Below are 25,612 nucleotides of genomic sequence, written 5' to 3'. Positions count from 1 at the left end.
AACTAAACCTGTTTTCCGACTATAGTTGAAGCAAGGTCCGGTTATCAGGATCCGAGCAGGAGTTGAGAATGAAGATTACGGTAGTGGGCGGTGGTCCCGGTGGGCTCTACTTTGCGCTCTTGACTAAAAAGGCTCGCCCCGACTGGGTGGTCGAGGTTTATGAGCACAACAGGGAGGATGACACCTTCGGTTTCGGTGTGGTTTTTTCTGACGAAACGCTGGGCGAGTTCCTGTCGCGTGATCCGCAATCCTATGAGCGTTTGAGAACCGGCTTTGCCTACTGGGACGATATTGCCATCCACTATAAAGGGCAGGAGATACGTTGTGGCGGAAACGGTTTCTGCGGTACATCCCGCTTTGCGCTGCTGGCTCTGCTGCATGATCGTTGCCGGGAGGAGGGTGTTGCCCTGCACTTTGGTGAAAGGGTTGAGGCAGCAGATCTCGAAACCCGCTTTGCCGATTCCGACATCATCCTCGCAACGGATGGCATCAACTCTCAGATACGTACGCACTATGCGGAACATTTCCAGCCCAGCATCACGACACGCTCCAACCGCTTCTGCTGGATGGGCTCAACCCGCCCGATGGATGAGTTCAACTATTTCTTCAAAGAGACTGAGCATGGTGTGATCTGTGCCCATACCTATCAGTATGAGCCGGGCCGTTCCACCTGGGTGTTCGAGATGAATGAGGAGTGCTGGCAGGGGCATGGGTTTGAAGAGTTTGACGAACCGGGCAGTGCGGCCAAGCTGGAGAAGATCTTTGCTGATGAACTGATTGGTCACCCTTTGTTGATCAACCGCTCTTACTGGCGACGCTTCCCGCGTATCTTCTGCGAACACTGGTACCACAAGAATATCGTGATTCTCGGCGATGCCAAGGCATCTGCTCATTTCTCCATCGGTTCCGGTACAAAGCTGGCGATGGAGTGTGCCATAGCGCTGTCGGATGCTGTACTCGAGTACGCCGAAATCAGTGTCGAAGCAGCGTTCAAGGCCTACGACGATGAGCGGCGTACGCCTTGTCAGGTGATACAGCATAATGCGGATGTGTCGCTGGCCTGGTTTGAGCACATGGAGCGCTCCTTCGATATGGAGCCGATGCAGTTTGCGATGGTGGTGATGTGTCGTGCCAAATCGGTAACCTACGAGAATCTGATCATACGTGATCCGGCATTTGTCGAAAAAGCGGATAACGAATGGTACGAACGCTATTATCGAGAAACCGGCTACGATTATCGCAAGACGCGGCCGACTCCCATGTTCACCCGCTTCAAACTGCGTGACATGGAGCTGCCCAATCGCATCGTCATGTCACCGATGGCGCAATATTCCGCAGATCGTGACGGCAACCCCACCGACTGGCACCTGGTTCATTATGCTTCACATGGCATGGGGGGCATGGGTCTGATCTACACAGAGATGACCTGCCCATCACCCGATGCGCGGATAACGCTCGGTTGCCCAGGTATGTGGACGGATACTCAGGAGCAACAGTGGAAGCGCATCGTAGAGATGATTCATCAGCACGGTGATACCAAGGTCTGCATGCAGCTTGGGCATTCCGGGCGTAAAGGCTCAACGCAACTCGGTTGGGAGAAGATGGATCACCCGATTGCAGAAGCAGACGATAACTGGCCGGTTGTGTCAGCCTCGCCGATTCCTTATATGGAAGGTATCAATCAGGTGCCGCTGGAGTTGGATGAGGTCGGCATGGACCGCATCACGGCCGAGTTTGTTGATGCGACCCGCCGCGCAGGTCGTGCCGGTTTTGATATGGTTGAGCTGCACTGCGCACATGGCTATCTGTTTGCCAGCTTTCTGTCACCGCTGACTAATCAGCGCTCGGATCAGTATGGTGGTTCAATCGAGAATCGGTTGCGCTTTCCGTTGCGGGTATTCCGCGCGATGCGCGAAGTGTTCCCAGTCGGTAAGCCGATGGCCGTTCGCGTATCCGGCTGCGACTGGAAGGAGGGTGGTATCACGGAGGCTGATCTGATTGCGATAGCCGAGGCTTTTCGTGATGCAGGCTGTGATCTGCTGGATGTGTCATCCGGCCAGACAGTGGCGGATCAAAAGCCGACCTATGGCCGCATGTATCAGGCCTATCTGGCCGAAGCGGTGCGCAATGTACCCAAAGTCCCGGCCATGACGGTGGGAGCGATCACCGATCCGGCGCAGATCAACACGCTGTTGCATACGCGTCGGGCGGACCTTGTGGCACTGGCTCGTCCCCATCTGTGGAATCCGTTTTTCGGTCATCAGGCAGAGGCCTGGTATGGCGTAAGGGATCAGGCCTGGCCGAAACCTTATCTGTCGGGCAGGGCGCAGGCGCACAACGAACAGAAGAAACAGCGTGAGCGGCTCTATGAACTGCAAACCAAGGCACGCCCACCCAGCCATGCCATACCTGAGACGGATTAAGCGTGTCTGATCATATCGGAGAGGGGGTGATATATGAGTAGCGTTTTTACCGTCAGCTATCCGGTACGTTTTGCTGATTGTGATCCTGCCGGTATCGCGTTTTATCCGCGTCTGATGGAGATGGGTAACAATCTGGTTGAGGAGTGGTTTGATCGGGCATTGGATCTGAGCTTTCGAAGAATGCATCTGGAGGGCGATACAGGTGTTCCGACGGTGCATCTGGAGGTGGATTTCAGGCGTCCTGCACAACTGGGTTCTACACTTGAATGGACACTTCAGGTGATTGAGCTGGGGCAAACGTCGGTCAGGTTGCGCTTGCAGGCACGTGATGCGGCTGGGCGTCTGGCGCTTGAGATCCGACCGAGACTGGTGCTGTGCGACATGACGGGGGATGAGCCGATATCCCGGGTGATACCTGATCTGCTGCGTGCGCGCATGCAGGAATTTACCGAGACAAGTGGCTGATAAAAATAACAGGCGACTGTCGAGTTCTATGTAGGAGACCCAACGATGGCGCACACTGCCCATATTGATACGTTTGTGCGGGATAATCTTCCGCCGACTGAACAGTGGCCGGAGCTGATTTTCAATCGACCCGAGCTGCAGTTTACTGAGTACCTGAATGCTGTGGATCAACTGCTTGACCGTGCGGTGGATGAGGGTGATGGCGAGCGCCAGGCCATTATTGGCAAGGGTGTGAGCTGGAGCTATGCTGAACTGCAAAGGCAGGTCAATCGCATTGCGAATGTGCTGGTGCAGGATCTGCAGTTGCAAACAGGTAATCGTGTACTGCTGCGGGGTATGAACAGCCCGATGCTGGCAGCCTGCTGGCTGGCCGTGTTGAAGGCCGGTGGCGTGGCAGTAGGCACCATGCCGCTGTTACGTGCCAAAGAGCTAAAGGATATCGCTCAGGCGGCACGGATTACACATGCCATCTGTGACGAGTCACTGGCACCGGAGCTGCAACTGGCTACTGAATCCTGCGAAACTCTGACACAAGTGATCCACTATGGTGGCACTGGAGAGCTTGAAAAACTGGCAGCCAACAAGTCGGATGAATTTGCTGCTGTTAATACGGCTGCAGAAGATCCTGCATTGATCGCATTCACGTCTGGTACCACTGGCATTCCAAAAGGCACCATCCATTTCCATCGAGATATCATGGCGATGTGCGAAGTATTTCCTCGTCACTGTCTGAAACCCAACCGTGATGATGTGTTTATCGGCACACCGCCACTGGCATTTACCTTCGGCCTTGGCGGGCTGTTGTGTTTCCCTCTCTGGGCCAGAGCCAGCACGGTACTACTGGAGAAACTCGCACCGGAGCCGCTGCTGGAAGCAATTGAGAAACATGGTGCAACTATCTGTTTTACATCTCCTACTGCCTATCGTCATATGACTCCTCTGGTATCTGAATATAACATTTCCAGCCTGCAGAAATGCGTATCGGCGGGGGAAGCACTGCCGACTGATACACGCGATAAATGGCGCGAAGCCACCGGGATCGAGATCCATGATGGTATCGGTGGCACCGAGATGATCCATATCTATCTGGGATCGTCACCGGAGGACTATCGCGCTGGTGCACTGGGTCGCATGCTGCCCGGTTATATCGGCATGATCGTTGACGATCAGATGCAACCACTGCCGACGGGGGAGGTTGGCAAGCTGGCCGTCAAGGGGCCAACTGGCTGTCGATATCTGGCAGATGAGCGTCAGACCGACTACGTTGTTAACGGCTGGAACCTGCCGGGTGATGCGTTTTACATGGATGAGGATAGCTATTTTTATTACCAGGCACGTGTTGATGACATGATCGTCACCTCAGGCTACAACGTGGCTAGCCCAGAAGTGGAGTCTGCCTTGCTGGCACATCCGGCAGTGGCTGAGTGTGGTGTGGTGGGTGTGTCAGACCCTCACAGAGGACAGGTGATCAAGGCCTATGTGGTGCTTAATGTCGACTATGTGGGTGATGATGAAATGACGGTCGAATTGCAGAATTTTGTGAAAAATACTGTTGCGCCCTATAAATACCCTCGTCAAATCAAATATATTGATGCATTACCGAGAACTGAGACCGGTAAACTACAACGTTTCAAGCTCAAACAATTGTAGTAACAGATGAGTGTAACTACAGATAGATTTAACAACAGAAAGATAAGCAATCAGGCAGTCTGATGAATCCCGGCGATGTCGGCGATAAAGGATGATTGCGATACTAACAACAAGACTGGAGTTAACCATGCACAAGAAACATTTACTGGCCGCTTCACTGGCCGCGTTGCTTGCAGCCAGCACTGTTCAGGCCGCTGATTCAATCAAGGTCGGAATGATGACAACCCTGTCGGGTCCGGCGGCTGGATTGGGTGTCGATATCCGTGATGGTTTTAACCTGGCGGTGAAACATCTGGGCGGTAATTTTGGAGATCTCAACACCGAAGTCCTGATCTCGGACGATGCTCAGAACCCGGAAACTGCACGCCAGATCGCAGAGCGCTTCACCCTGCGTGATCGTGTCGATGTGGCCACCGGCGTCGTGTTCTCCAACATCATGCTGGCTGTCGGGCCGAGCTTCTTCGATTCTGAGACCTTCTATATCAGTGCCAATGCTGGCCCGAGTGAATATGCCGGTGCCGAATGTAATCCTTACTTCTTCAATGTCGCCTGGCAGAACGACAACCTGCATGAGGCGATGGGTAAGCATGTCGCCAATGAAGGCTTCAAGAAAGTCGCGCTGCTGGCTCCCAACTATCCGGCCGGTATCGATGCTCTGAATGGCTTTAAACGCTTCTATCAGGGAGATGTGGCTGTCGAACTCTACTCACGTCTGGGCCAGCTCGACTATGCAACTGAGATTGCACAGATCCGTCAGACACGTCCTGATGCACTTTATATCTTCCTGCCAGGTGGCATGGGCATCAACTTCATCAAGCAGTATGCCTCTTCCGGCATGATGAACCGCACACCGCTGTTTGCGCCGGGCTTCTCCGGTGACGAAGATTTCGTCAATGCGATTGGTGAAGATATGGTGGGGCTGTTTAATACCACTCACTGGTATCGTGAAATGGACAACGAACTGAATCAGCGCTTTGTCACAGACTTTCAGGGTGACTATGGGCGTCTGCCAACGCTTTACGCGTCGCAGGGTTATGATGCAGCGATGCTGATTGATGCCGCCGTGCGTGCCGTGGATGGCAATATTGAAGACAAGGATGCATTCCGCGAAGCACTGCGTTCTGTAGATGCCCCGACTGTCCGTGGCAACTACACCTTCGGTAACAACCATTATCCGATTCAGAACTACTACTTACGTGAAGTGGTACGCGAAGATGACGGTACGGTTCGTAACCATTTTGCAGCCGAGGTCATGACTGACCATCAGGATGCTTACGCCAAAGATTGCAACATGTAAGCAGGCTGACTCAGCCGCAGCACCTGATGCCATGTCAGGTGCTGCTTACGTCACACAGATGTATTCAGTTGTCGTGTTCGTTGCACCGCATCAGATGCCATTGTTGTTGCACGTGCTGCATGACGCGTTGGAGAACTGTTGAATGGGTTATCTAATTATCGAGCAGATGCTCAACGGATTACAGTACGGTTTGATGCTGTTTCTGTTGGCTGCTGGCCTGACGCTGGTTTTCGGGATCATGGATCTGATCAACTTGGCGCACGGTTCTTTGTATATGATCGGTGCTTTTCTGGCCGCCACCTTTTTTCAGATGCTGGGCAGTTTTTTCCCGGCGCTATTGCTGGCTATTGTTGCCACGGCTTTTATCGGCTTTATTCTTGAAAGGCTGCTCTATCGCAAGCTGCAGACGATGAGTCATCTGTCACAGGTGCTGGCAACCTTTGCTTTGATCCTGATCGCGAATGAATCGATCAAGATCATTTTTGGTGCGCAACCGCTGATGATCAGCATGCCGTCGGGTCTGTCCCGCGCCATCGAGATCGTACCGGATGAACTTTACTATCCGGCCTATCGCATGCTGATTATCGGGGTGGGCTTTGCAGTGGCTATCGGCCTGTATCTGTTGGTGAACAAGACGCGGACCGGCATGTGGATGCGGGCTGGGGCCTCCAATCGTGAGATGGCTGCCGTAATGGGGGTGCGTATCAAGCCACTGTTCACACTGGTGTTCGTGCTGGGTGCAGCCCTCTGCGCCTTGGCTGGTGCGTTGCTGGGCCCATTGCTGGCTGTCACCATAGGGATGGGCGAATCGATTCTGATACCGGCTTTTCAGGTGATTGTGATCGGTGGCATCGGATCAATGCGAGGTGCCCTGATAGGCTCTTTGCTGGTGGGAATGATCGATACAGTGGGCAAGTTACTGCTGGTGCTTGGTCTGGGCTTTATCACAGACCCCACCAATGCCGGTACGCTGGGCTCAACCCTGGCATCTCTCTCCATCAGCGTGTTGATGGTCGCTGTACTCTACTTCCGCCCGCAAGGGCTGTTCCCGGCGCGAGGATAAGCTGATGAATCGATTCGGTCCTTCGCATAGTAAGGATACGCCACTGCATACCGGGCTGCCCAATCCCTGGTCTGCCATTCTTGTGGCCGTGCTGCTGGTGATTTTTCCGCTGGCAATGAGTTACATGGGTGAAGATTTTTATATCGGTATGGGGAGCCGAATTCTGATCATGGCACTGGCGGCAACGGCCCTCAACCTGGCGTTGGGTTATGGCGGCATGATCAGTCTCGGGCATGCTGCATTCCTGGGCATCGGCGGCTATACCGTGGCTATTCTGGCCAAAGCCGGTCTTGTTTCAGCGCTGCTGGTGTTTCCACTGGCTATCGTGATGGCATCCTTTGCCGCCTTTCTGATCGGCCTGATCAGTCTGCGCACCAAGGGCGTTTATTTCATCATGATCACGCTGGCGTTTGCGGAGGTATTTTATTACCTGGCGATCTCACTGCCAAATTTCGGTGGAGATGATGGCTTGCAACTGAGGGAGCGCTCAAGTGTTCCCGGTATAGGGCTAGATAATGCGCTGACCTTCTACTTCTTTGTGCTGCTGCTGTCGGGCCTGGCCATCGTGTTGATGTATCGACTGGTTTCTTCGCGCTTTGGGCGAGCTGTAGTGGCAATACGTGAGAATGAAAAGCGCATGGCGGCCATCGGTTATCCGGTATACCGCATCCAGTTGATGGCCTTCACACTGTCAGGTGGTCTGGCAGGTCTTGCCGGTGCGCTGCTGGTCAATCTCAATATGAGCGTGACACCACACATGCTGAACTGGCATCAATCAGGCATTCTGATTGTCATGGTGATACTGGGTGGCTCGGGATATTTCTGGGGCGGTTTGACCGGTGCAGCGTTGTTTCTGATACTGGAAGAGGTGATCGCCGATCATACCGAGCACTGGAACCTGTTTCTGGGTGCGATGCTGCTGTTTATCGTCCTGGCAGCACCGAATGGTGTCATGAGCCTCAGGGATCGTGTACTGGGATTGTTCAGTCGCTCCAGCAGCAAGGCAGCGTCTGAGCAGGAGGTGCCAAAATGAGCCATATCATTCTTGAGGTCAAAGATCTGGTGAAACGCTTCGGCGGGCTTGTGGCATCGGATATTCAGCACCTGGAGGTGAGACAGGGTGAAATTCATGCCCTGATAGGGCCGAACGGTGCGGGCAAGACCACGCTCCTGTCGCAACTCAGTGGTGAGATGAAACCGGATGCCGGAGCGATTCTCTTCGAGGGCGAGGACATCTCAGCGCTGCCGGTACACAAGCGGGTGCAGGCAGGAATCGCACGCTCCTATCAGATCACGACTCTGCTGCCACGGCTGACTGTGCGTGAGAATCTGGCGCTGGCGGTTCAGGCGCGTACCGGGCACTCATTCGACTTTCTCGGCACCGTCATGGATGAAACAGATCTTGACGAAGGTGCGATCAATACCGCTGCGCGTGTGGGACTGAGCCCTGAGCTGAATCAGATCGTCGGCACCCTGTCGCATGGCAAGCAGCGTCTGCTGGAGCTGGGGATGGCGCTGGCCTGTGAGCCCAGACTGATCCTGCTGGATGAGCCGATGGCAGGGACCGATGTGGAGGAGTCACACAATATGGGTACCTTGATGCTGTCGCTGAAAAAACAGCATACGATCATTCTGGTTGAGCATGATATCGATGCCGTATTCCGACTTGCCGACCGTATCTCGGTTCTGGTTGCTGGCAAAGTGATAGCTACAGGGAGTGCAGAAGAGATCAAACACAATCCTGCCGTTATCACCGCCTATCTGGGTGAAGAGGACGCTGAAGAGCTTGAGGTGAACGGATGAGTGCGCTTCTGACAATAGAAAATCTGGAAACCGGTTACGGCCCCAGTCAGGTGCTGTTTGGTGTCAATCTGGAAGTACAGAGTGGCGAGGCGTCGACTCTGCTGGGCCGAAACGGGATGGGCAAGACCACTTTGCTGAAAGCGGTATTCGGCCAATTACCGGCATGGCAGGGCGAGATACGCTTTCTGGGTGAGAAGATCAATGGCAGGTCCACCGAGCAGATCGCTCAGATGGGGCTGGCTCTGGTACCGGAAGGGCGACAGATCTTCCCCAACCTGAGTGTTGAAGAGAATCTGGTGGCGTTTCATGCCAATCGCAACAAGGGCGAGAAGCCGTGGAAGCTGGATGATATCTATGAGCTGTTCCCGCGTCTGAAAGAACGTGCCGGGAATATGGGCAATCAGTTATCCGGTGGCGAGCAGCAGATGCTGGCGGTAGGGCGTGCCCTGATGACCAATCCCTATCTGTTGATTCTTGATGAGGCAACCGAAGGCTTGTCACCGATCATTCGCAAGGAGATTTGGCAGGTGCTGGCAAGGCTGAAGGAGGCCGGGCAATCCTTTCTGGTGATCGATAAATACTTTAAAGAACTTGTCAGAGTCACCGATCGACACACCTTCGTTGAGAAGGGCTGCAGTGTCTGGTCGGGTGATACCGAAACACTGCAGCGTTCACCGGATCTCTGGAAGCGTTACATGGGTGTCTGACAAGGATGTCTGATAAGGGTGTTTGACAAGCGTGTCTGCCAAGTGTTTCTGACAAAAGTGTCGACAGGAATGGCTGTAGGAGTGTGTGAATAATGAAAGTGGATTTTGCAGCAGAATATGATGTGCGCGCCCAGATCCCTGGTTTCGAGCAGGTGATCAACAGCTGGACAGCCAGATCGCAAGCGGTGCAGCACCAGTTACCGGGCAGGGTGGATATCGCTTATGGCGACAGTCCGGATGAGACGCTGGATTACTTTTCTCCAACGGGCGTGATCAAGCCACCCTTGCTGGTTTTTCTGCATGGCGGATTCTGGCGCAAGCTGCATAAGGATGATTTTACCTGGATCGCTCCGCCCTATCTGGAGGAGGGGGTTGCGGTTGCTGTGATCAACTATGGTCTGGCACCAGCTACCAATCTGGAAACCATTGTTGAGCAGATTCGCAAGAGTATCGCCTGGCTCTATCTGCACGCCGATGAGCTGGGTTTTGATACAGATCGGATCACCGTGTCAGGGCACTCCGCAGGTGGGCATCTGACCTGTATGGCGATGGCGACAGACTGGGTGGCACGCGACAGCCGTTTACCGGCTGACCTGTTGGCAGCGGGCATAGCCTTGAGCCCGGTGGTGGATCTGACTCCGCTGAAGGAGGTGCCGATGCTGGAAAATGATCTGCATTTTACACCGGAACGCATAGCAACACTGAGCCCGAGTAAACTGCATCCAACGACGGCTGCGCCGGTAATCGGCTCGGTGGGCGGGCTTGAGAGCAACGAGTTCAAGCGGCAGCGTCAGATACTGGCTGAATCCTGGTCGGGTGTCTGGAAGGGAGCTGTGGATATGCCCGACAGGGATCATCTGACCCTGTGTGAAGCGTTTGCCGAGCCAGAAACGGAGCTGTTTGTACGTAGTCTGGCATTGATAAAGCAGCCTTGAGCCCAGAGTGTTTTTAAGTTCAGGGTGATAATGTTTGACATTTAAAATAATAATATCGAAAATAAATAGTTCATATAAAAACATTTCTTAACTAATGTTTTGTGGTTAAAGTTTGACCAGAACAGTTTATAAATAAAATCTTATCAAGAACTACAGGCGAGGCCCCATGGAGGAATTGACAGACAGACATGCCATCGTGACCGGTGGCGCCACCGGGATCGGGCGGGCAATTGCTGAGCGTCTGCATGCCGAGGGTGCCAGAGTGACTGTGATGGCGCGTGATGAAACGCGTCTGCAGGCTATGTGTCAGGCGTTCCCGGGTATGCAGTATCAGGTGCTGGATGTCACTGACGAGGCGAGTGTTCAGCAGGCCTTCAAGGCCGCCGAACTGGCGTCAGGTGCGGTAAGTGTGTTGGTGAATAATGCCGGCTCGGCCAGAACAGCCCCCTTTGCCAGAACCAGTGCAGCACAGTGGCAGCAGATGCTGGATGTCAATCTGACCGGTGTTTTTCACTGTATTCAGGCGGCGTTGCCGAGCCTCACTCAGGGAGACTATGGTCGTCTGATCAATATTGCGAGCACTTCCGGTCTGAAGGGGTACGCCTACACCGCAGCCTATACCGCTGCCAAACATGGAGTCATCGGCCTGACCCGCGTGCTGGCTCTGGAGCTGACCAATACCCATACAACCGTCAATGCCATCTGCCCCGGTTTCACCAATACCGATATCGTATCCGAGGCGATCAGTAATATCGTCAGCAAAACCGGTCGTACAGAGGCCGAAGCCTTGGCAGAACTGGTCAAACACAACCCTCAGAAGCGTCTGATAGAGCCTGAAGAGGTGGCTGCACAGGTGGTCTGGCTCTGTTCCGATGCAGCGCGTTCGGTGAACGGGCAGGCACTGGTACTGGCAGGCGGCGAGATCATGTAATCCGGATCAACCGGATGGGAGAGAAACAGGTTATGAATCCACAAACGTATCAGCCAACCCACTTTCAGTGGACCTTCACGGATGGTGTTGCCGTGATTCGACTCGATCGGCCGGAGCGCAAAAACCCGCTGACGTTCGAGTCCTATGCCGAGTTGCGTGATCTCTATCGCGAGCTGGTCTATGTGCCGGAGGTCAAGGCGATCGTGCTGGCACCCAATGGCGGTAACTTCTGTTCGGGTGGCGATGTGCATGACATCATCGGCCCGCTGATTAAGCAGGATATGCCCGGGCTGCTCAAGTTTACACGCATGACCGGCGATCTGGTCAAGGCGATGCGCCACTGTCCGCAGCCCATCATTGCCGCGGTGGATGGGGTGTCGGTCGGGGCGGGTGCGATCATTGCGATGGCATCCGATATGCGGCTGGGGACTGCACGCAGCAAAACGGCCTTCCTGTTCAATCGAGTTGGCCTGGCAGGCTGCGACATGGGTGCCTGCGCTATTCTGCCACGCATTATCGGTCAGGGGCGGGCATCAGAATTGCTGTTTACCGGTCGCAGCCTGGGTGGGGAAGAGGCGATGCAGTGGGGTTACTTCAATCGTCTGGTTGAGCCGGAGCAGCTTGAAGATGAAGCGATGAAACTGGCCAGACGGCTGGCCGAAGGGCCGACCTTTGCCAATGGCATCACCAAGAACCAGCTCAACCATGAGTGGGACATGAGTCTGGATGCTGCCATCGAGGCAGAAGCTCAGGCACAGGCGATCTGCATGGCCACGAAGGATTTCGAGCGCGCCTATGAGGCATTCGTGAACAAGACTACGCCGCTGTTTGAAGGTAACTAGCAGGGTATGGTCATCAGTACAGGACAGTGTGATGTCAGACCGATCTTTTCTTGACTGGCCCTTTTTTGAGCCACACCATCGCGAACTCGCGCAACAGCTGGATCAGTGGTGCCAGGAGCGTCTGGAACCACTGTTACAGGCACATGCCGATCATGATAGCCATGAAGCACTGGATACCGCGTGCCGTGCCATCCTGCAAGCGCTGGCCGAAGATGGCTGGATACGTTATGCAGTCCCGAAGGCCTATGGTGGTGTTCATGAATCACTGGATGTGCGCTCGCTGTGCCTGATCCGCGAAACGCTGGCGCGTTATGCGGGCTTGGCGGATTTCATGTTTGCGATGCAGGGGCTTGGTAGTGGCACCATCACCTTATATGGCACCGAGGCGCAGAAACAGCAGTATCTGCCCGATGTGGCTGCCGGTCGCAAGATAGCAGCTTTCGCCCTGACTGAACTTGAGACAGGCTCGGATGTGGCGGCGATGAAAAGTGATGCTCTGCTGCAGGGTGATCACTATCTGCTTAACGGAGCCAAGACCTTTATCTCCAACGGTGGGATAGCCGACTTCTATGTCAGCATCCTGCGCACCGGAGAGGCTGCTGGATCCAGAGGGCTATCGGCATTTATTGTCGATGCGGACTCCCCGGGCTTCTCGATCCGTGAGCGACTCGATGTGATTGCTCCGCATCCTCTGGCTACGATCGATTATCAGGATTGCAAAATCCCGGTGTCTCAGCTGCTCGGCGAGCCGGGACAGGGTTTCAAGGCCGCGATGGCCACGCTGGATATTTTCCGTACTACAGTCGGTGCTGCTGCGCTTGGGTTTGCTCGGTGTGCTCTGGATGAAGCGACGCATCACTCTTCAAGCCGCATGCTGTTCAACGCGCCACTGTCGGATCTGCAACTGGTGCAGGCGATGCTGGCGGATTCTGCGCTGGATGTCGATGCCAGTGCCTTGCTGATCTATCGCGCAGCCTGGACCCGCGATGTGCGTGGCGAACGTGTCACGCGTGAAGCGGCGATGGCCAAACTGCATGCCACCGAACAGGCGCAGAAAGTGATAGATCGAGCGGTACAGATTCATGGCGGCGGCGGTGTGCTACGTGGCAATAAGGTGGAGGAGCTCTACAGGGAGATTCGTGCTCTGCGCATCTATGAAGGTGCAACAGAGGTGCAGAAAGTAGTGATAGCACGTCAGCATCTGATGCGTGAACTGGGATAATAACGAGGTAAATAATAATGAAACAACTCCTGCCAGAAGGCTGGGTTCGCCCCAAGGGATATTCCGCCGGCATCGAAGTAACGGCCGGTCGTATGGTGTTTGTTGCAGGCCTGGTAGGCTGGGATGAGAACGAGCAGTTTGTTTCTGATGATCTCGTCGATCAGTTCCGTCAGGTGCTGGTCAATACCTGTGCCGTATTACAAGAAGCCGGTGGCGGGCCAGAGCATGTCGTGCGCATGACCTGGTATGTCACTAACAAGCAGGAGTATCTGAGCCGATTGTCTGAAGTCGGGACAACCTATCGTGATGTCATGGGCAAGAACTTCCCGGCAATGGCCTGTGTTGAGGTGGCAGATCTGATGGAGGATAGTGCCAAGATCGAGATAGAGACTACCGCCGTTATTCCCGCCTGATTTTTTCACTGACACCATGACCCGCTGCCAGGAGGGTGTCAGTTTTTTATTCTTTCGCTATACGTCTCCTGCTGATTGCAAGGCGTATGGCGATTGTATTCTCCGCTTCATCATGATTTGATACCGGTCTTTGAAAAACTGCACCCCGCGATATTAAGGATGAGGCAATGCTTGATTTCAGATCCGACACTGTAACCACCCCGACAACTGCCATGCGCGAGGCGATGGCCAATGCACCCGTGGGCGATGATGTCTATGGAGATGACCCGACAGTCAATGAACTGGAAGCCTGGACTGCCAAGCGTCATGGGTTCGAAGCGGCACTGTTCACTTCATCGGGTACACAGGCCAATCTGCTGGCGCTGATGAGTCACTGTCAGCGGGGTGATGAATATCTGTGTGGCCAATTGGCACACAACTACAAGTATGAAGCGGGTGGCGCGGCAGTACTCGGTTCCATTCAGCCTCAGCCGATTGAGAATGAGGCCGATGGTAGCCTGAGCTTTGAAAAACTTGCCGCCGCCGTGAAGCCGGATGATTTCCACTTTGCCCGCACGCGTTTGCTCAGCCTTGAGAACACTATCGGCGGTAAGGTATTGACGCTAGAGTATATGCAGCAGGCACGTGAGTTTTGCGACGAACAGGGGTTGGCGCTGCATCTTGACGGCGCGCGTATCTATAACGCAGCGGTTGCGCTCGGCGTGGATGTGGCAGAAGTGGCACGTCCGTTTGATTCCATCACGATCTGCCTCTCTAAAGGGCTCTGCGCACCGGTAGGTTCACTACTGCTGGGCACGCATGAACTGATCGCCAGTGCTCGCCGGATTCGCAAGATGCTGGGTGGTGGTATGCGTCAGGTGGGGATTCTGGCAGCAGCCGGTAAACTGGCAATGACGGAGCAGGTGGCACGTCTGGCAGATGATCATGCCAATGCGATCTATCTGGGAGAGCAGCTTGATCAACTGCCGGGTATCACGGTAAAACCTGAGTGGGTCAACACCAATATACTGTATGCGGATCTGGAAGCGGGGATCGAGATAGAGCCTCTTCGCCAGCATCTGAAAGAGGCAGGTTTTCTGGTTTCTCTGGAGCAGCGCACTCGGTTTGTAACACACAAGGATATCGATCGCGCGGGGATCGAACGAATGATTCAGAATCTGCGCGATTATCTCGCGAGCAGATAACGTACGACTCAGTATAGGTGTTTTCCTTTAATTGAAAATAGTTAAGGTCTAATCTAAAATGACCTAAACTATTGCAATACTATAAAACAAAAGGGAGTAAGCCTGTGTCCGCTGATAATAGTACGGGATCAGCACCTGCAATGGAGAGCAGGTCTAACAGTGAAGGGCTGGCTGATCAGCATCAGGCGTTGCGACTGTGGCTCAAAATGATCAGTTGCACTAATCTGATCGAAAATAAAATTCGCAAACGCTTGAATGAGCAGTTTGCCTTTACTTTGCCGCGCTTTGATTATCTGGCCCAACTGAACAGAGAGCCGGATGGCATGACGATGGGTGAGCTGTCCAAGCGGATGATGGTGACAGGTGGTAATGTCACTGGTCTCACCGATCAACTGGTACGCGATGACCTCGTGGTGCGTGAGATGGACAGTGCAGATCGTCGGGTTTACCGCATCCACATGACGGCCAAGGGAGCGGAAAAATTTCGCGAGATGGCTGTCGAGCATGAAGTGTGGATTCGCGAGATCATGAGTGTAGTGGATGATAACGAGATTGATCAGTGCCTGAATATGCTGGCACGTATCAAGAAGCAGGCTCAGGATAGTTAATACAGGTATAGTTAATAACTGAACTGAGCCTGCAGGCTTGTTGCAGGTGGGAATTGATCAGGGTTTACGCTTAAGCGTGTAAACTACCTCCTTCAGCGGCTTGCCCTTCGGCCCCAGGCCATCCCAGCGACCTTTAAACGTTACTTCGAATCCCTCCCCGTATAAGGCTTCCACCTCATCCTGAGCAACACTGAAAGGTGGCCCTTTGAGCATGCCTTCAGGATACTCAAGTGTGATCAGCAGGATGCTGGCAGCAGTTGGCAGGAGCGCCTCCATATGACGAACATAGTCTTTGCGCATCGCAGGCGGCAACGCAATCAAGGCGGCACGGTCATAGACTGCACGAATCTGACCGAGATCCTCTCGGGTCAGTGCAAAAAAATCACCTCCAAGTAATCGCAACCCGTCCATGCTGTATTCAGTGAAGCGTTCACCTTTGCTGATAGCAGGGGATAGCTGGTTTTCATTGAAAAAGGCTTGCAGGGCTACTTCACTGATATCTATTCCCAGCAATGCATGCCCCTGCTCACGTAACCACAGCATATCCAGACTTTTACCGCACAAGGGCACAAAGACAGGGGCGTCGTTGGGGATCCCGAGTTCAGCCCAGTGGCTGTTCAGGTAGGCATTGATCTCTGACTGATGAAATCCTATCTGATTCTGTTCCCAGCGCTCGTGCCAGAATTGGTGTTCCACGTTGTATCCTCTCCAATTAATATATCAGTTAACAACCACCACCCGATTTCGTCCCTGCAGTTTGGCTTCCAGCAATGCTGAATCGGCGCGGGCAAAAAGTGTTTCAAAGTTATCTTCTGTTTTATGCTGTCCGGAACGGGTGTAGGTGGTGCCAAAGCTTGCAGTTATTCTGACTGCTTTTCCTTCCCAGATGAAAGGTGTTTCATCCAGTGCTTTTCGCAGTTCATCAGCCTCTACTGAGTTTTGTTCGGATGTGTCCGGCTGCCATAGAGCGAACTCCTCACCACCAAAACGCGCCAGCAGGGCATGAGCGGGCAGTCTGGATTTCAAGGTGTCGGAGAGATGAACCAGCGCAGCGTCACCTGCCTGATGCCCGTACTCATCGTTGACCCGCTTGAAAAAGTCAATATCCAGAATTGTCAGCTGTCCTGGCTGGTGCTCCTGCAGGGCCTGCTCTATCAGTTTTATCAAATGCCGCCGGTTGAAAAGTGCCGTCAGATAATCGTGATTTGCCTCCCAGTGCAGTCGGGCACGAAGTATGGCATTTGTCAGGAGGACCGAAGCGATCTCCAGTGCTGCGACATAACTTTCCGGGTAGGACTTGGGTTTGTCGCAATCATCAAAACCAAGGATTCCCCACCACTGACTATTCACCATGATGGGGATGGTCAGCATGGAGTGAATACTCTGGCGTACAAACTCATTCAGCAGATGACCCGACAGGGAGCAGCGATGGTGTTGGCGCCACTCGCCTCGAAGGCGTGCTTCGTAAAGCTCTTTAACGTCGTCGTCCTTTACTTCGACACGCTGATGATGAAGCTGAAGGTCATCAAAGTTAGACAATTCAGGGCGAGCCGCCCACTCATGAATGTATTCGGTAATGTAATAATCATCACCTTTTTCGATCAGCCTGAACATCCAGACACGACTGGAACCCGTACTGATACCCAGCTCTTCCAGAAACTGGGTGATGCCCTCGCGCCAGTCGACGCTTTCATTCAGGCGCTTGGCTGCTCGGGCCACGGCTAGGAAGAGTTCACTGTCTGACCTGGCTCTGGCTGTCATATTATTCATCAGATGGCAGTTTCCCTTCAGCAGTCTAATGTGCACACTGGCAACAACAGAATAGCAGACTCATTGCCAATGTGGAGATCGGCGTGGTCACTGTGCTATAGAGGCAAATTCTTATACTATATAAGCATAATCTTATTTTAATTCATACAGGCTGCCTGTTCATGTCAGGATTTACATCTCGGTTGATTCGATATCTGGTGCCCCTGCTACTAATTCTGGTTGCGATCGCTGGATTTCTCCATCTCAAATCGACAAAACCTGAAGCACCACCCGCTGGTGATGAGGAGAGAAGCTGGCCTGTTGCTGCACTGATCGTGACGATAGCTGAACAGTCTCCAGAGGTGAGGCTTTTTGGCAAGATAGGTACCGCTTCAACCGCCAGTCTGCGTGCAAGATCGGCAGGTGATGTGGTCAGTGTGGCAGTGCAGGCAGGTCAGATGGTTGCCACAGGCGATCTGTTGCTGGAGCTGGACCCGACTGATGCACGGGTTGAGCGTGATCAGCGGCTGGCTGAACTTCAGGATCTGGACTCGCAGATTGAGCAGCGTGTTAGCCAGCATGCGTTGGATCGACAGGCGCTGCAGCAGGAGCGTGAGCTGCTGGCACTTGCAGAGCGTCAACTGCAGCGCATCAAAAGCCTTGCCGAGGGTAGTCGTGCCGCGCAACGTGATGTGGATCTGGCAGAGCAGTCTTTACTGCAACAGCAACTGGCGTTGATGAATCGTGAACTGGCGGTCAGCCAGCATCCGTCGCGCCTGAAGCAGTTGGAAGCAGCCAGAGTGCGGGCCAGAGGTCAATTGGAGCTGGCAGAGCGCAATCTGCAGGCAACGCATGTGGTGGCAGCTACTGACATGCGCATTGTGGATCTGATGGTGGCACCAGGCGACAGAGTCACCGCGAATACGGTACTGCTGACCCATTTTTCACCCATCGATATAGAGCTGGAAAGCCGTATCCCTATGCGCTATCTGCCCCAGCTGCAGGATTCACTGGCTTCTGATATCACTCTTGAAGCCTTTGCCGATATTGATGGCAGCCATTATGTATTCGTGCTTGAGCGCCTGTCTGCCAAGACTGATCAATCGGCAGCTGTACTGGCAAACTTTCGTCTGGGAGGAGGGCATGCAGAGCGCTTACCGCTGGGGCGTTTTGCCGAGGCCTGGATGCGCTTGCCGATCAATGGTTCCAGCGCATGGATACCTGCTGAAGCATTACATGGCTCTGACAGAATCTATCTGATCAAAGAGGGGCGCTTACAGTCGTTGACCGTTGATGTGCTGGGCGAAACGCGCCGTAATGGGCAAGCAGGTCTGCTGATCAGTGTAACAGAGCTGAGCGAGGGAGATCAGGTGCTGGCAAATCGGTTACCTCAGGCGATGCAGGGATTGAGAGTAGAAGTGGTTGAACAGCTCAGCATACCCGGAGAGGGGTCATGATGCCGCGCAAGGGGTTTATCGCGCTCTTTCTGAACCATCGACTGGCCAGTAATCTGCTGATTGTGCTGATGCTGCTGTCGGGTTTCTGGTCTTTGATGAAGCTGAACACTCAGTTTTTCCCCAACTTTGCCCTGGATTTTGTCAGTGTGCGAGTAGTCTGGACCGGGGCGAGTGCTGAGGATGTCGAAAGCAGTGTGACGATCCCGCTGGAGCAGTCCCTCAGAACGGTGGATGGGTTGAAGTCGATCACCTCCACTTCCAGCCTCGGGGTGTCGGCCATCACCCTTGAACTTCGTGATCGGGTCGATATGGCACAGGCGCTGGCACAGGTGGAGGATAGTGTCGCGCAGCAGCGCAATCTTCCGCTCAATGCCGAAACACCGGTTGTGAATCGTATCGTCCGCTATGAGCCGATCGTACGCATGCTGCTGTCCGGTTCTGATTCCATGGCAGAGCTGCGCGCGCTTGCCCGCCGTTTTGAGCGTGAGCTACTGGATATCGGTATCGAGAAAGTCGATTTCACCGGCTTGCCTTCGGAACTGGTAGCCATTGAGGTCAGCAGTGAAATGCTGCAGGCACTGGATAAAACACCCCGCCAGTTGGCCGAACACCTGGCACGCTTTACCACGGATCAGCCTGCTGGTCAGTTCGGGCGTGATCAGGGTGGGCGACAACTGCGGGTGCTGCAACAGGCGCGCCATGAATATGATTTTGCACAGCTACCAGTGCTCAACAGTGCTGAGCAGGGTTGGCTGAAACTGGGCGATATTGCATATATTGAGCGACGGGCCAGGGATGGGCAAACTCGTGTGCGTTATCAGCAGCAACCCGCACTGGAGTTGCTGCTGCAGCGGACCGAAAACACCGATGCACTGGATGCGGCGAAGCGGTTCGGGATCTGGCTGCAGCAAACTGAGCGCAGCCTGCCCCCGGGTGTGGAGCTTAAGGTTTATGATCAGCTGTGGCAGTTGATCAGCGAGCGTATCAATCTGCTGTTGAAAAACGGACTGGGTGGATTGGTGCTGGTGCTGGCGATTCTGTTTCTGTTTCTCAGCGGGCGCCTTGCGATCCGTGTCGCCCTGGGCATTCCGATCGCCTTCACGACCGCTTTTGTGGCGCTCTATCTGGCCGGAGGCAGCATCAATATGATGTCGCTGTTCGGGTTTATCATGTCGCTGGGGATCATTGTTGATAATGCCATAGTGGTCAGTGAGCATGCCTATACGCTACGCAGTGAAGGCAAATCACCCCAGGAAGCCGCGTTGACGGGTGCAAGGAGGATGCTGGCGCCGGTGATCGCCTCGTCGCTGACAACGGTTGCGGCCTTTTTCCCGCTGATGCTGATCGGCGGCATTATCGGCAAAATACTGTTTGAGATACCGCTGGTAGTGATCTGTGTGATCCTGGCGACCTTGCTGATCAGCTTTCTGATTTTGCCGCATCAGCTAAGCCAGGGTCTTGCCGTATCCCGTGCGCAGCTCAAAGAGGAAGAGAAGGGTTTCAGAGGCCGGTTTGAGCAGGGGTTGGAGCATTTCAGGCAAAAGCCCTTTCGGCGTCTGGTGACGGCATCCATTCAGGCTAGAGGCATCACGCTGGCGGCAGCGGTTGCGCTGCTGATTCTTGCCTTTGGTCTGTTGGCCGGTGGTCGTGTTGGCTTTACCTTCTTCCCCAATCCCGATGGTACGACCGTCAGAGCGAATATCTCGTTTGTGGCAGGTACGGCACCCGAGCGTGTTGAGCAGTTCATGCAGCAGGTGGAGGCAGCGCTGCAGGAGGTGGAAGCGTCACTGGATGAAGAGGTTGTCAGAGTGAAGGTGACGCGGTTGGGGCAGGGGATTGCCAGCGATGGCAGCGGGCCAAGGGGGGATCAGTTTGCATCGATGCTGGTTGAACTGACATCTCCGGATCGACGTGCGATCAGTAACCAACAGTTGATCCGTCTCTGGCGCGAACAGATACCTCGTGTCCCGGGTCTGGATGCGGTGATCATAACGGCGGTGACCGGCGGGCCACCCGGGCGTGATGTGGATGTCCGCCTGACAGGGGTGGATGCGCAGACACTTAAACTGGCTGCACTGGAGTTGGCAGACGCCATGTCGGAAACGCCAGGCCTTTATGCGATTGAGGATGATACACCCTACGGGCGTGAGCAGTTGCTGGTCAGACTCAGTCCACAAGGTGTTGCTCTGGGCTTCACTCCTCAGAGCATGGCGGCTGAGCTGCGAGGGTTGTTTGATGGGGCTCTGGTGCAGTTGTATCAGGATGGACTGGAGGAAGTGGAGGTGCGTGTCCTCCTGCCTGATGCGGAGCGACACAACACCCTGACACTGGAGCGCCTGTCGCTGCCACTGCCACAGGGTGGCTGGAGTCCGCTGGATCATCTGGCCGGGTTTGATTATCAACCGGGGTTCGAAACCCTGCGCCATGCAGATGCGCGCCTGGCCATCCATGTCTCGGCTGAGGTGGATCGTGCACAGGGAAATGCCGGCCTGATCAGAGAGCGTCTGGCCAGTGATGTGTTACCTGAGTTGGCGACCCGCTATGGGCTGGACTGGTCTTTTCAGGGGCGTGCAGTGGATCAGCAGGAAACGCTGGGGGATATGCGTATGGGGCTGCTGTTTGCACTGGCAGCCATCTATATTGTGCTGGCCTGGATGTTTGCCAGCTATCTGCTGCCGCTTGTGGTGATGGCGATCATCCCTTTTGGCCTGCTCGGGGCGATAGCCGGACACTGGATGCTGGGGTTGGAGCTGACCATACTATCCTTCTTCGGACTCTTTGGTCTGACCGGTATCGTGGTGAACAACTCAATCATCTTGGTCAGCTTCTATCAAGGGCTGCGTCAGAAGGGAATGGATTGTCACGAAGCCATTGTCGAGGCTTCCTGCCTGAGATTACGTGCGGTACTGATCACCTCCATCACCACCATTGCTGGATTGATGCCTTTGCTGTTCGAAACCTCGGTGCAGGCGCAGTTTCTGATCCCGATGGCGGTATCGATCGTATTTGGTCTGGGCGTGGCGACTGTGCTGGTGCTGGTGGTGATTCCCGCGCTGCTGGCGGTGGTGGAGCGTTAGTGCTCGGTTGCAGGGGGCGATCAGCCATCATCGGTTGTGACATCAGTTGTGACATCAGTTGTGATAAGGGTCATGCTGTCGGGTATCGCAGGTCTTGCGGTAGCTGGCAGGTGGTCGGTAATGAACAGATCGATCTGTGTCAGTGGGGCAATTTTTGCCAATGCATTGCGCCCCCACTTGCTCTGGTCTGCCACCAGAATCCTCTGTCGGCAGTTGCTCAATATGGCCCTGCTGACGGCTGCTTCTCGAACATCAAAATCCATCAGTCCGTGGTGGGTATCCAGGCCACCCGTACCGATGACACCGTAGTCCGCATGGAATTCGCTGAAGTAACGGGTGGTTTCCTCCCCGACCACATCATGGTCATTGTGGCGTAGCTGACCACCTGCGACCATGACCTGAATCGACGGGCTGTTGCACAGCAGTGACGCAACATTCAGGTTATTGGTCAGGATTGTCAGCCCTTTGTGATCGGACAACTCGCGCGCAACAAACTCGATGGTGGTACCGATACCGAGAAACACCGAGGCATTATCCGGTATCAAGCTGGCCAGATGGGAGGCGATCCGCTGCTTGGCGTGTTGATTGATGATCTGACGTGAGGTGAAGGAGAGGTTGGTGACAGATGACGGCAGGCTGACGCCACCATGCCGACGCCGTAACAGGCCATATTCGCAGAGCTGATTGATATCCTTGCGGATCGTCTGGGTTGTGACATCAAAGCGCTGAGCGATCAGCTCGATTTCCAGATGTTCTGTCTGTCGAATCCATTCCAGAATGGTGTGCTGTCGCTCAGTCAATTTCATTATCAATCCGTCTGCAATAAGTTGGCAGGTATCAAACGATCCGTCGCTGAGACTCCTTATCAAACAAATGTATGCTGCTTCGATCCACACGTAAAGGCACTTTGGTGCCTCGTTCATAGCGGATCTTACCGGACTGTTCGGCAACCATCAGGTCCTCATTACCGGGCAACCGACCATAGAGCAGGGTATCGGCGCCGAGTGGTTCGACCATCTCGACCTGCAGCACAAAGTCGGCATCTGGCATCTCGCAGGCTTCCAGGTGCTCTGGTCTCAGCCCCAACATCAGCTCCTGCTGCTGAAGCTTCGTGAGATCAACTGCCTGACCCAACTCTAGCTTATGCCCACCTGGCAGGTGCAGGCAGTTTGCATCGACTCTGGCAGACATGAAGTTCATACCCGGTGAGCCAAGAAAACTGGCAACGAACTGGGTTTCCGGGCGCTCATACAACTCCAGCGGTGGGCCCATCTGCTCCACCCGGCCATTGTTCATCACCACCAGACGATCGGCGAGAGTCATCGCCTCGACCTGATCGTGGGTAACATAGATCGAGGTGGTGCCGAACTCCTGCTGCAGGCGTTTGATCTCGATGCGCATCTGCACTCTGAGCTTTGCATCCAGATTTGATAGCGGCTCGTCAAACAGAAACACCTTGGGGTTACGAACGATCGCCCGACCCATCGCTACACGCTGGCGCTGGCCACCCGAGAGCTGCTTCGGCTTATTGGGCAGCAGATGACTGATCTCCAGCGTTGCGGCAGCACGATCAACCTTCTGCTTGATCTGATCCTTGGGCACTCCTCGGTTTTTCAGACCATAAGCCATATTGTCAAACACCGACATATGCGGGTAGAGCGCGTAGTTCTGGAACACCATGGCGATATCGCGCTCTGCAGGTTCCAGATTATTGACGCGGGTTTCTCCGATATAGAGATCGCCGCCACTGATGCTTTCCAGCCCTGCGACCATGCGCAGCGAGGTGGATTTTCCGCAACCGGATGGACCGACCAGCACGACCAGCTCGCCATCGGGTATCTCCAGATTCAGGTCATGGATCGCTTCAAAGCCGTTGTCATACTTTTTATTGATGTGTCTTAATGAAACTGTTGCCACGTGGAACCCCTTATTTCTCTTGCTCTATCAGGCCTTTGACGAAAAACTTCTGCATCAGAATCACAACGATCACCGGTGGCAGCATCGCCAGCACAGTGGTGGTCATGATGATGTTCCAGGGCACATTACCTTCCCCGGCCGTCATCAGGCGTTTAATCACCATGACGATGGTGTAGTAATCCTCGTCGGTGGTGATCAGTAGTGGCCAGAGGTACTGGTTCCAGCCATAGATGAATAGAATCACGAACAGCGCCGCGATATTGTTCACCGAGAGTGGCAGCAGGATATCCTTGAAAAACTTGAATGGACCCGCACCATCGATTCTTGCTGCTTCCACCAGTGAGCTCGGAATCGACAGGAAGAACTGCCGGAACAGAAAAGTGGCCGTGGCGCTGGCGATTAACGGAATGGTCAGTCCGGCATAGGAGTTGAGCATGCCAAGCCTGGCCACCACCTCGTAGGTGGGCAGAATACGCACCTCCACCGGCAGCATCAGGGTCAGAAAGATCATCCAGAAGCAGGTGCGGCGGAAGGGAAATCGAAAGTAAACGATGGCATAGGCCGACAGCAGGGAGATGGTGATCTTGCCGATCGCAATCACCATCGCCATGATGAAGCTGTTCCACATCATCCAGGAGGCTGAAACGGTGACGCCAAGTACCCGATCGTCGTTGTTCCAGACCCGCTCAAAGTTGTTCAGGCCCTGCTCGCCGAACCACAGGGGCATCACGCCGGAAAAGAAAGCGCTCGAGGGATGGGTAGCAGCGACCAGAGCGATCCAGATGGGAAAGCCGATCACGGCAATGCCGAAGATCAGCATCAGGTGACGAAAGGCGGTTAGCCAGGGGCGATTTTCTATCATCAGTACTGCACCTTGCGCTCGACATAGCGGAATTGAATCACCGTCAGGGCGATCACCAGGATCATCAGAATGACCGATTGCGCAGCGGAGCTGCCAAGATCAAGTCCGACAAAGCCATCTTCATAGACCTTGTACACCAGTGTGCGAGTAGCGTTATCCGGCCCGCCCAGTGTGGTGGCGTGGATTACACCGAAGGTTTCAAAGAAGGCATAGACCACATTCACCACCAGCAGAAAAAAGGCGGTGGGCGAGAGCAGCGGGAAAACAATCTGCCAGAATCGCTTGAATGGGCTTGCACCATCGATCGCTGCTGCTTCGATCAGTGACTTGGGAATCGCCTGCATACCGGCAAGGAAAAAGATGAAGTTGTAGCTGATCTGCTTCCAGGCGGAGGCGATCACGACGACAGTCATCGCTTCACCGGCATTCACATAGTGGTTCCAGTAATGACCGACGAACTTCATCCAATAGGGCAGAATACCTATGGAGGGGTTGAACATCAGCCACCAGAGAACAGCCGCAACTACCGGCGCAACGGCATAGGGCCAGATCAGCAGAGTCTTGTAGGTGCCAGCTCCCTTCAGTACGCGATCTGCCATTGCAGCCAGCAGCAGCGCAACCCCCATTGCAGTGACAGCAACCATGGCACTGAACAGGAAGGTGACCTTCATTGAGTTCCAATACTCAGGGTCCTGAAACAGGTAGACAAAGTTGTCGAACCAGACAAACTCGCGTGAAAATCCGAAGGCGTCCTCTATCAGGAAAGATTGATAGAGTGCCTGGCCGGCTGGCCAGATAAAGAACACCAGCGTGATGATCAACTGGGGTGCCAGCAGGAAGTAGGGCAGAATTTTATTCTTGAAAACAACGGTATCGTGCATCGTAGCGCTCTCAGACTCGAAAACCCTGCCGCATATAAAAATGAGGCAGGGTCGCGAAACGGAAGATCCGGGACGAGTAACTCATATGAGAGTGCTTGATCGGATCAGCTCAGCCATACGCCGGAT

23 protein-coding genes are annotated in these 25,612 nt (G+C 54.3%); 17 read left to right on the top strand and 6 right to left on the bottom strand.

Annotation, left to right across the window (positions count from 1 at the left end; genetic code table 11):
- The first annotated feature begins 68 nt into the window (after positions 1 to 68).
- From ACK3CJ_RS12350 to ACK3CJ_RS12280, 15 genes are all read left to right on the top strand, one after another.
- Entirely contained in the window at positions 69 to 2,423 is a 2,355-nt protein-coding gene (locus ACK3CJ_RS12350; RefSeq protein WP_409522512.1) for a bifunctional salicylyl-CoA 5-hydroxylase/oxidoreductase, read from the top strand.
- Positions 2,424 to 2,456: 33 nt separating this feature from the next.
- Positions 2,457 to 2,888 (top strand): acyl-CoA thioesterase, encoded by a 432-nt coding sequence (locus ACK3CJ_RS12345; RefSeq protein WP_409522511.1) that lies wholly within the window; start codon positions 2,457 to 2,459, stop codon positions 2,886 to 2,888.
- Between the two features lie 45 nt (positions 2,889 to 2,933).
- A complete protein-coding gene (locus ACK3CJ_RS12340; protein WP_409522510.1) occupies positions 2,934 to 4,538 on the top strand; it encodes an AMP-binding protein in 1,605 nt (534 codons plus the stop codon).
- A 127-nt stretch (positions 4,539 to 4,665) separates the two neighbouring features.
- Positions 4,666 to 5,835 (top strand): ABC transporter substrate-binding protein, encoded by a 1,170-nt coding sequence (locus ACK3CJ_RS12335; protein WP_409522509.1) that lies wholly within the window; start codon positions 4,666 to 4,668, stop codon positions 5,833 to 5,835.
- 142 nt (positions 5,836 to 5,977) lie between these two features.
- Complete coding sequence (locus ACK3CJ_RS12330; protein ID WP_409522508.1) at positions 5,978 to 6,898, top strand: branched-chain amino acid ABC transporter permease; 921 nt, start codon at positions 5,978 to 5,980, stop codon at positions 6,896 to 6,898.
- Between the two features lie 4 nt (positions 6,899 to 6,902).
- Positions 6,903 to 7,931, top strand: coding sequence for a branched-chain amino acid ABC transporter permease (locus ACK3CJ_RS12325; protein WP_409522507.1), 1,029 nt, complete (start codon positions 6,903 to 6,905; stop codon positions 7,929 to 7,931).
- A complete protein-coding gene (locus tag ACK3CJ_RS12320; RefSeq protein ID WP_409522506.1) occupies positions 7,928 to 8,701 on the top strand; it encodes an ABC transporter ATP-binding protein in 774 nt (257 codons plus the stop codon). The genes ACK3CJ_RS12325 and ACK3CJ_RS12320 overlap by 4 nt, the downstream gene beginning before the upstream one ends.
- Positions 8,698 to 9,408, top strand: coding sequence for an ABC transporter ATP-binding protein (locus ACK3CJ_RS12315; RefSeq protein WP_409522505.1), 711 nt, complete (start codon positions 8,698 to 8,700; stop codon positions 9,406 to 9,408). The genes ACK3CJ_RS12320 and ACK3CJ_RS12315 overlap by 4 nt, the downstream gene beginning before the upstream one ends.
- Before the next feature lie 92 nt (positions 9,409 to 9,500).
- Entirely contained in the window at positions 9,501 to 10,343 is an 843-nt protein-coding gene (locus ACK3CJ_RS12310) for an alpha/beta hydrolase (protein WP_409522504.1), read from the top strand.
- A gap of 166 nt (positions 10,344 to 10,509) precedes the next feature.
- A complete protein-coding gene (locus ACK3CJ_RS12305; protein ID WP_409522503.1) occupies positions 10,510 to 11,274 on the top strand; it encodes an SDR family NAD(P)-dependent oxidoreductase in 765 nt (254 codons plus the stop codon).
- A gap of 32 nt (positions 11,275 to 11,306) precedes the next feature.
- Entirely contained in the window at positions 11,307 to 12,116 is an 810-nt protein-coding gene (locus tag ACK3CJ_RS12300) for an enoyl-CoA hydratase family protein (protein ID WP_409522502.1), read from the top strand.
- 31 nt (positions 12,117 to 12,147) lie between these two features.
- Entirely contained in the window at positions 12,148 to 13,338 is a 1,191-nt protein-coding gene (locus ACK3CJ_RS12295; RefSeq protein WP_409522501.1) for an acyl-CoA dehydrogenase family protein, read from the top strand.
- A gap of 17 nt (positions 13,339 to 13,355) precedes the next feature.
- Positions 13,356 to 13,751, top strand: coding sequence for a RidA family protein (locus ACK3CJ_RS12290; RefSeq protein ID WP_409522500.1), 396 nt, complete (start codon positions 13,356 to 13,358; stop codon positions 13,749 to 13,751).
- A gap of 167 nt (positions 13,752 to 13,918) precedes the next feature.
- Positions 13,919 to 14,935 carry a low-specificity L-threonine aldolase gene (gene ltaE / locus ACK3CJ_RS12285; protein WP_409522499.1) on the top strand — a complete coding sequence of 339 codons (1,017 nt, stop codon included), beginning with the start codon at positions 13,919 to 13,921 and terminating at the stop codon, positions 14,933 to 14,935.
- A 140-nt stretch (positions 14,936 to 15,075) separates the two neighbouring features.
- Positions 15,076 to 15,543 carry a MarR family winged helix-turn-helix transcriptional regulator gene (locus ACK3CJ_RS12280; protein ID WP_409522498.1) on the top strand — a complete coding sequence of 156 codons (468 nt, stop codon included), beginning with the start codon at positions 15,076 to 15,078 and terminating at the stop codon, positions 15,541 to 15,543.
- A gap of 57 nt (positions 15,544 to 15,600) precedes the next feature.
- Here ACK3CJ_RS12280 and ACK3CJ_RS12275 read toward each other — a convergent pair whose 3' ends face one another.
- Positions 15,601 to 16,239, bottom strand: coding sequence for a thiopurine S-methyltransferase (locus tag ACK3CJ_RS12275; protein ID WP_409522497.1), 639 nt, complete (start codon positions 16,237 to 16,239; stop codon positions 15,601 to 15,603).
- Between the two features lie 24 nt (positions 16,240 to 16,263).
- Entirely contained in the window at positions 16,264 to 17,313 is a 1,050-nt protein-coding gene (locus ACK3CJ_RS12270; protein WP_409522496.1) for a sensor domain-containing diguanylate cyclase, read from the bottom strand.
- Positions 17,314 to 17,474: 161 nt separating this feature from the next.
- Here ACK3CJ_RS12270 and ACK3CJ_RS12265 point away from each other — a divergent pair, with 161 nt between their 5' ends.
- Positions 17,475 to 18,749, top strand: a complete 1,275-nt coding sequence (locus tag ACK3CJ_RS12265; protein ID WP_409522495.1) for an efflux RND transporter periplasmic adaptor subunit — start codon at positions 17,475 to 17,477, stop codon at positions 18,747 to 18,749.
- Positions 18,746 to 21,826 carry an efflux RND transporter permease subunit gene (locus ACK3CJ_RS12260; RefSeq protein ID WP_409522494.1) on the top strand — a complete coding sequence of 1,027 codons (3,081 nt, stop codon included), beginning with the start codon at positions 18,746 to 18,748 and terminating at the stop codon, positions 21,824 to 21,826. The genes ACK3CJ_RS12265 and ACK3CJ_RS12260 overlap by 4 nt, the downstream gene beginning before the upstream one ends.
- A gap of 20 nt (positions 21,827 to 21,846) precedes the next feature.
- On the opposite strand, the gene ACK3CJ_RS12255 is transcribed toward ACK3CJ_RS12260, so the two are convergent.
- From ACK3CJ_RS12255 to ugpA, 4 genes are read right to left on the bottom strand one after another with little or no spacing between them, the layout of a single operon-like run.
- Positions 21,847 to 22,632, bottom strand: coding sequence for a DeoR/GlpR family DNA-binding transcription regulator (locus ACK3CJ_RS12255; RefSeq protein ID WP_409522493.1), 786 nt, complete (start codon positions 22,630 to 22,632; stop codon positions 21,847 to 21,849).
- A gap of 31 nt (positions 22,633 to 22,663) precedes the next feature.
- The gene (locus ACK3CJ_RS12250) at positions 22,664 to 23,743 is read right to left on the bottom strand and encodes a sn-glycerol-3-phosphate import ATP-binding protein UgpC (protein ID WP_409522492.1); all 1,080 of its coding nucleotides are present in this window, start codon (positions 23,741 to 23,743) and stop codon (positions 22,664 to 22,666) included.
- A 10-nt stretch (positions 23,744 to 23,753) separates the two neighbouring features.
- On the bottom strand, positions 23,754 to 24,605 hold the full coding sequence (ugpE, locus tag ACK3CJ_RS12245) for a sn-glycerol-3-phosphate ABC transporter permease UgpE (protein WP_151703547.1): 852 nt from the start codon (positions 24,603 to 24,605) through the stop codon (positions 23,754 to 23,756).
- On the bottom strand, positions 24,605 to 25,486 hold the full coding sequence (gene ugpA / locus ACK3CJ_RS12240; protein ID WP_409522491.1) for a sn-glycerol-3-phosphate ABC transporter permease UgpA: 882 nt from the start codon (positions 25,484 to 25,486) through the stop codon (positions 24,605 to 24,607). The genes ugpE and ugpA overlap by 1 nt, the downstream gene beginning before the upstream one ends.
- Positions 25,487 to 25,612 lie beyond the last annotated feature (126 nt).

The organism is Nitrincola salilacus (assembly GCF_046271865.1).
Taxonomy (GTDB): Bacteria; Pseudomonadota; Gammaproteobacteria; order Pseudomonadales; family Balneatricaceae; genus Nitrincola; species Nitrincola salilacus.
This window is presented reverse-complemented; position numbering and strand designations above follow the sequence as displayed.

Coding starts and splice junctions, on each gene's coding strand:
- ACK3CJ_RS12315 (WP_409522505.1), top strand. CDS start 8,698: ATGAGTGCGCTTCTGACAATAGAAAATCTGGAAACCGGTTACGGCCCC.
- ACK3CJ_RS12325 (WP_409522507.1), top strand. CDS start 6,903: ATGAATCGATTCGGTCCTTCGCATAGTAAGGATACGCCACTGCATACC.
- ACK3CJ_RS12270 (WP_409522496.1), bottom strand. CDS start 17,313: ATGAATAATATGACAGCCAGAGCCAGGTCAGACAGTGAACTCTTCCTA.
- ACK3CJ_RS12335 (WP_409522509.1), top strand. CDS start 4,666: ATGCACAAGAAACATTTACTGGCCGCTTCACTGGCCGCGTTGCTTGCA.
- ACK3CJ_RS12340 (WP_409522510.1), top strand. CDS start 2,934: ATGGCGCACACTGCCCATATTGATACGTTTGTGCGGGATAATCTTCCG.
- ACK3CJ_RS12260 (WP_409522494.1), top strand. CDS start 18,746: ATGATGCCGCGCAAGGGGTTTATCGCGCTCTTTCTGAACCATCGACTG.
- ACK3CJ_RS12350 (WP_409522512.1), top strand. CDS start 69: ATGAAGATTACGGTAGTGGGCGGTGGTCCCGGTGGGCTCTACTTTGCG.
- ACK3CJ_RS12320 (WP_409522506.1), top strand. CDS start 7,928: ATGAGCCATATCATTCTTGAGGTCAAAGATCTGGTGAAACGCTTCGGC.
- ACK3CJ_RS12295 (WP_409522501.1), top strand. CDS start 12,148: ATGTCAGACCGATCTTTTCTTGACTGGCCCTTTTTTGAGCCACACCAT.
- ACK3CJ_RS12305 (WP_409522503.1), top strand. CDS start 10,510: ATGGAGGAATTGACAGACAGACATGCCATCGTGACCGGTGGCGCCACC.
- ACK3CJ_RS12255 (WP_409522493.1), bottom strand. CDS start 22,632: ATGAAATTGACTGAGCGACAGCACACCATTCTGGAATGGATTCGACAG.
- ACK3CJ_RS12265 (WP_409522495.1), top strand. CDS start 17,475: ATGTCAGGATTTACATCTCGGTTGATTCGATATCTGGTGCCCCTGCTA.
- ACK3CJ_RS12300 (WP_409522502.1), top strand. CDS start 11,307: ATGAATCCACAAACGTATCAGCCAACCCACTTTCAGTGGACCTTCACG.
- ACK3CJ_RS12345 (WP_409522511.1), top strand. CDS start 2,457: ATGAGTAGCGTTTTTACCGTCAGCTATCCGGTACGTTTTGCTGATTGT.
- ACK3CJ_RS12290 (WP_409522500.1), top strand. CDS start 13,356: ATGAAACAACTCCTGCCAGAAGGCTGGGTTCGCCCCAAGGGATATTCC.
- ACK3CJ_RS12310 (WP_409522504.1), top strand. CDS start 9,501: ATGAAAGTGGATTTTGCAGCAGAATATGATGTGCGCGCCCAGATCCCT.
- ltaE (WP_409522499.1), top strand. CDS start 13,919: ATGCTTGATTTCAGATCCGACACTGTAACCACCCCGACAACTGCCATG.
- ugpA (WP_409522491.1), bottom strand. CDS start 25,486: ATGCACGATACCGTTGTTTTCAAGAATAAAATTCTGCCCTACTTCCTG.
- ACK3CJ_RS12280 (WP_409522498.1), top strand. CDS start 15,076: ATGGAGAGCAGGTCTAACAGTGAAGGGCTGGCTGATCAGCATCAGGCG.
- ACK3CJ_RS12330 (WP_409522508.1), top strand. CDS start 5,978: ATGGGTTATCTAATTATCGAGCAGATGCTCAACGGATTACAGTACGGT.
- ugpE (WP_151703547.1), bottom strand. CDS start 24,605: ATGATAGAAAATCGCCCCTGGCTAACCGCCTTTCGTCACCTGATGCTG.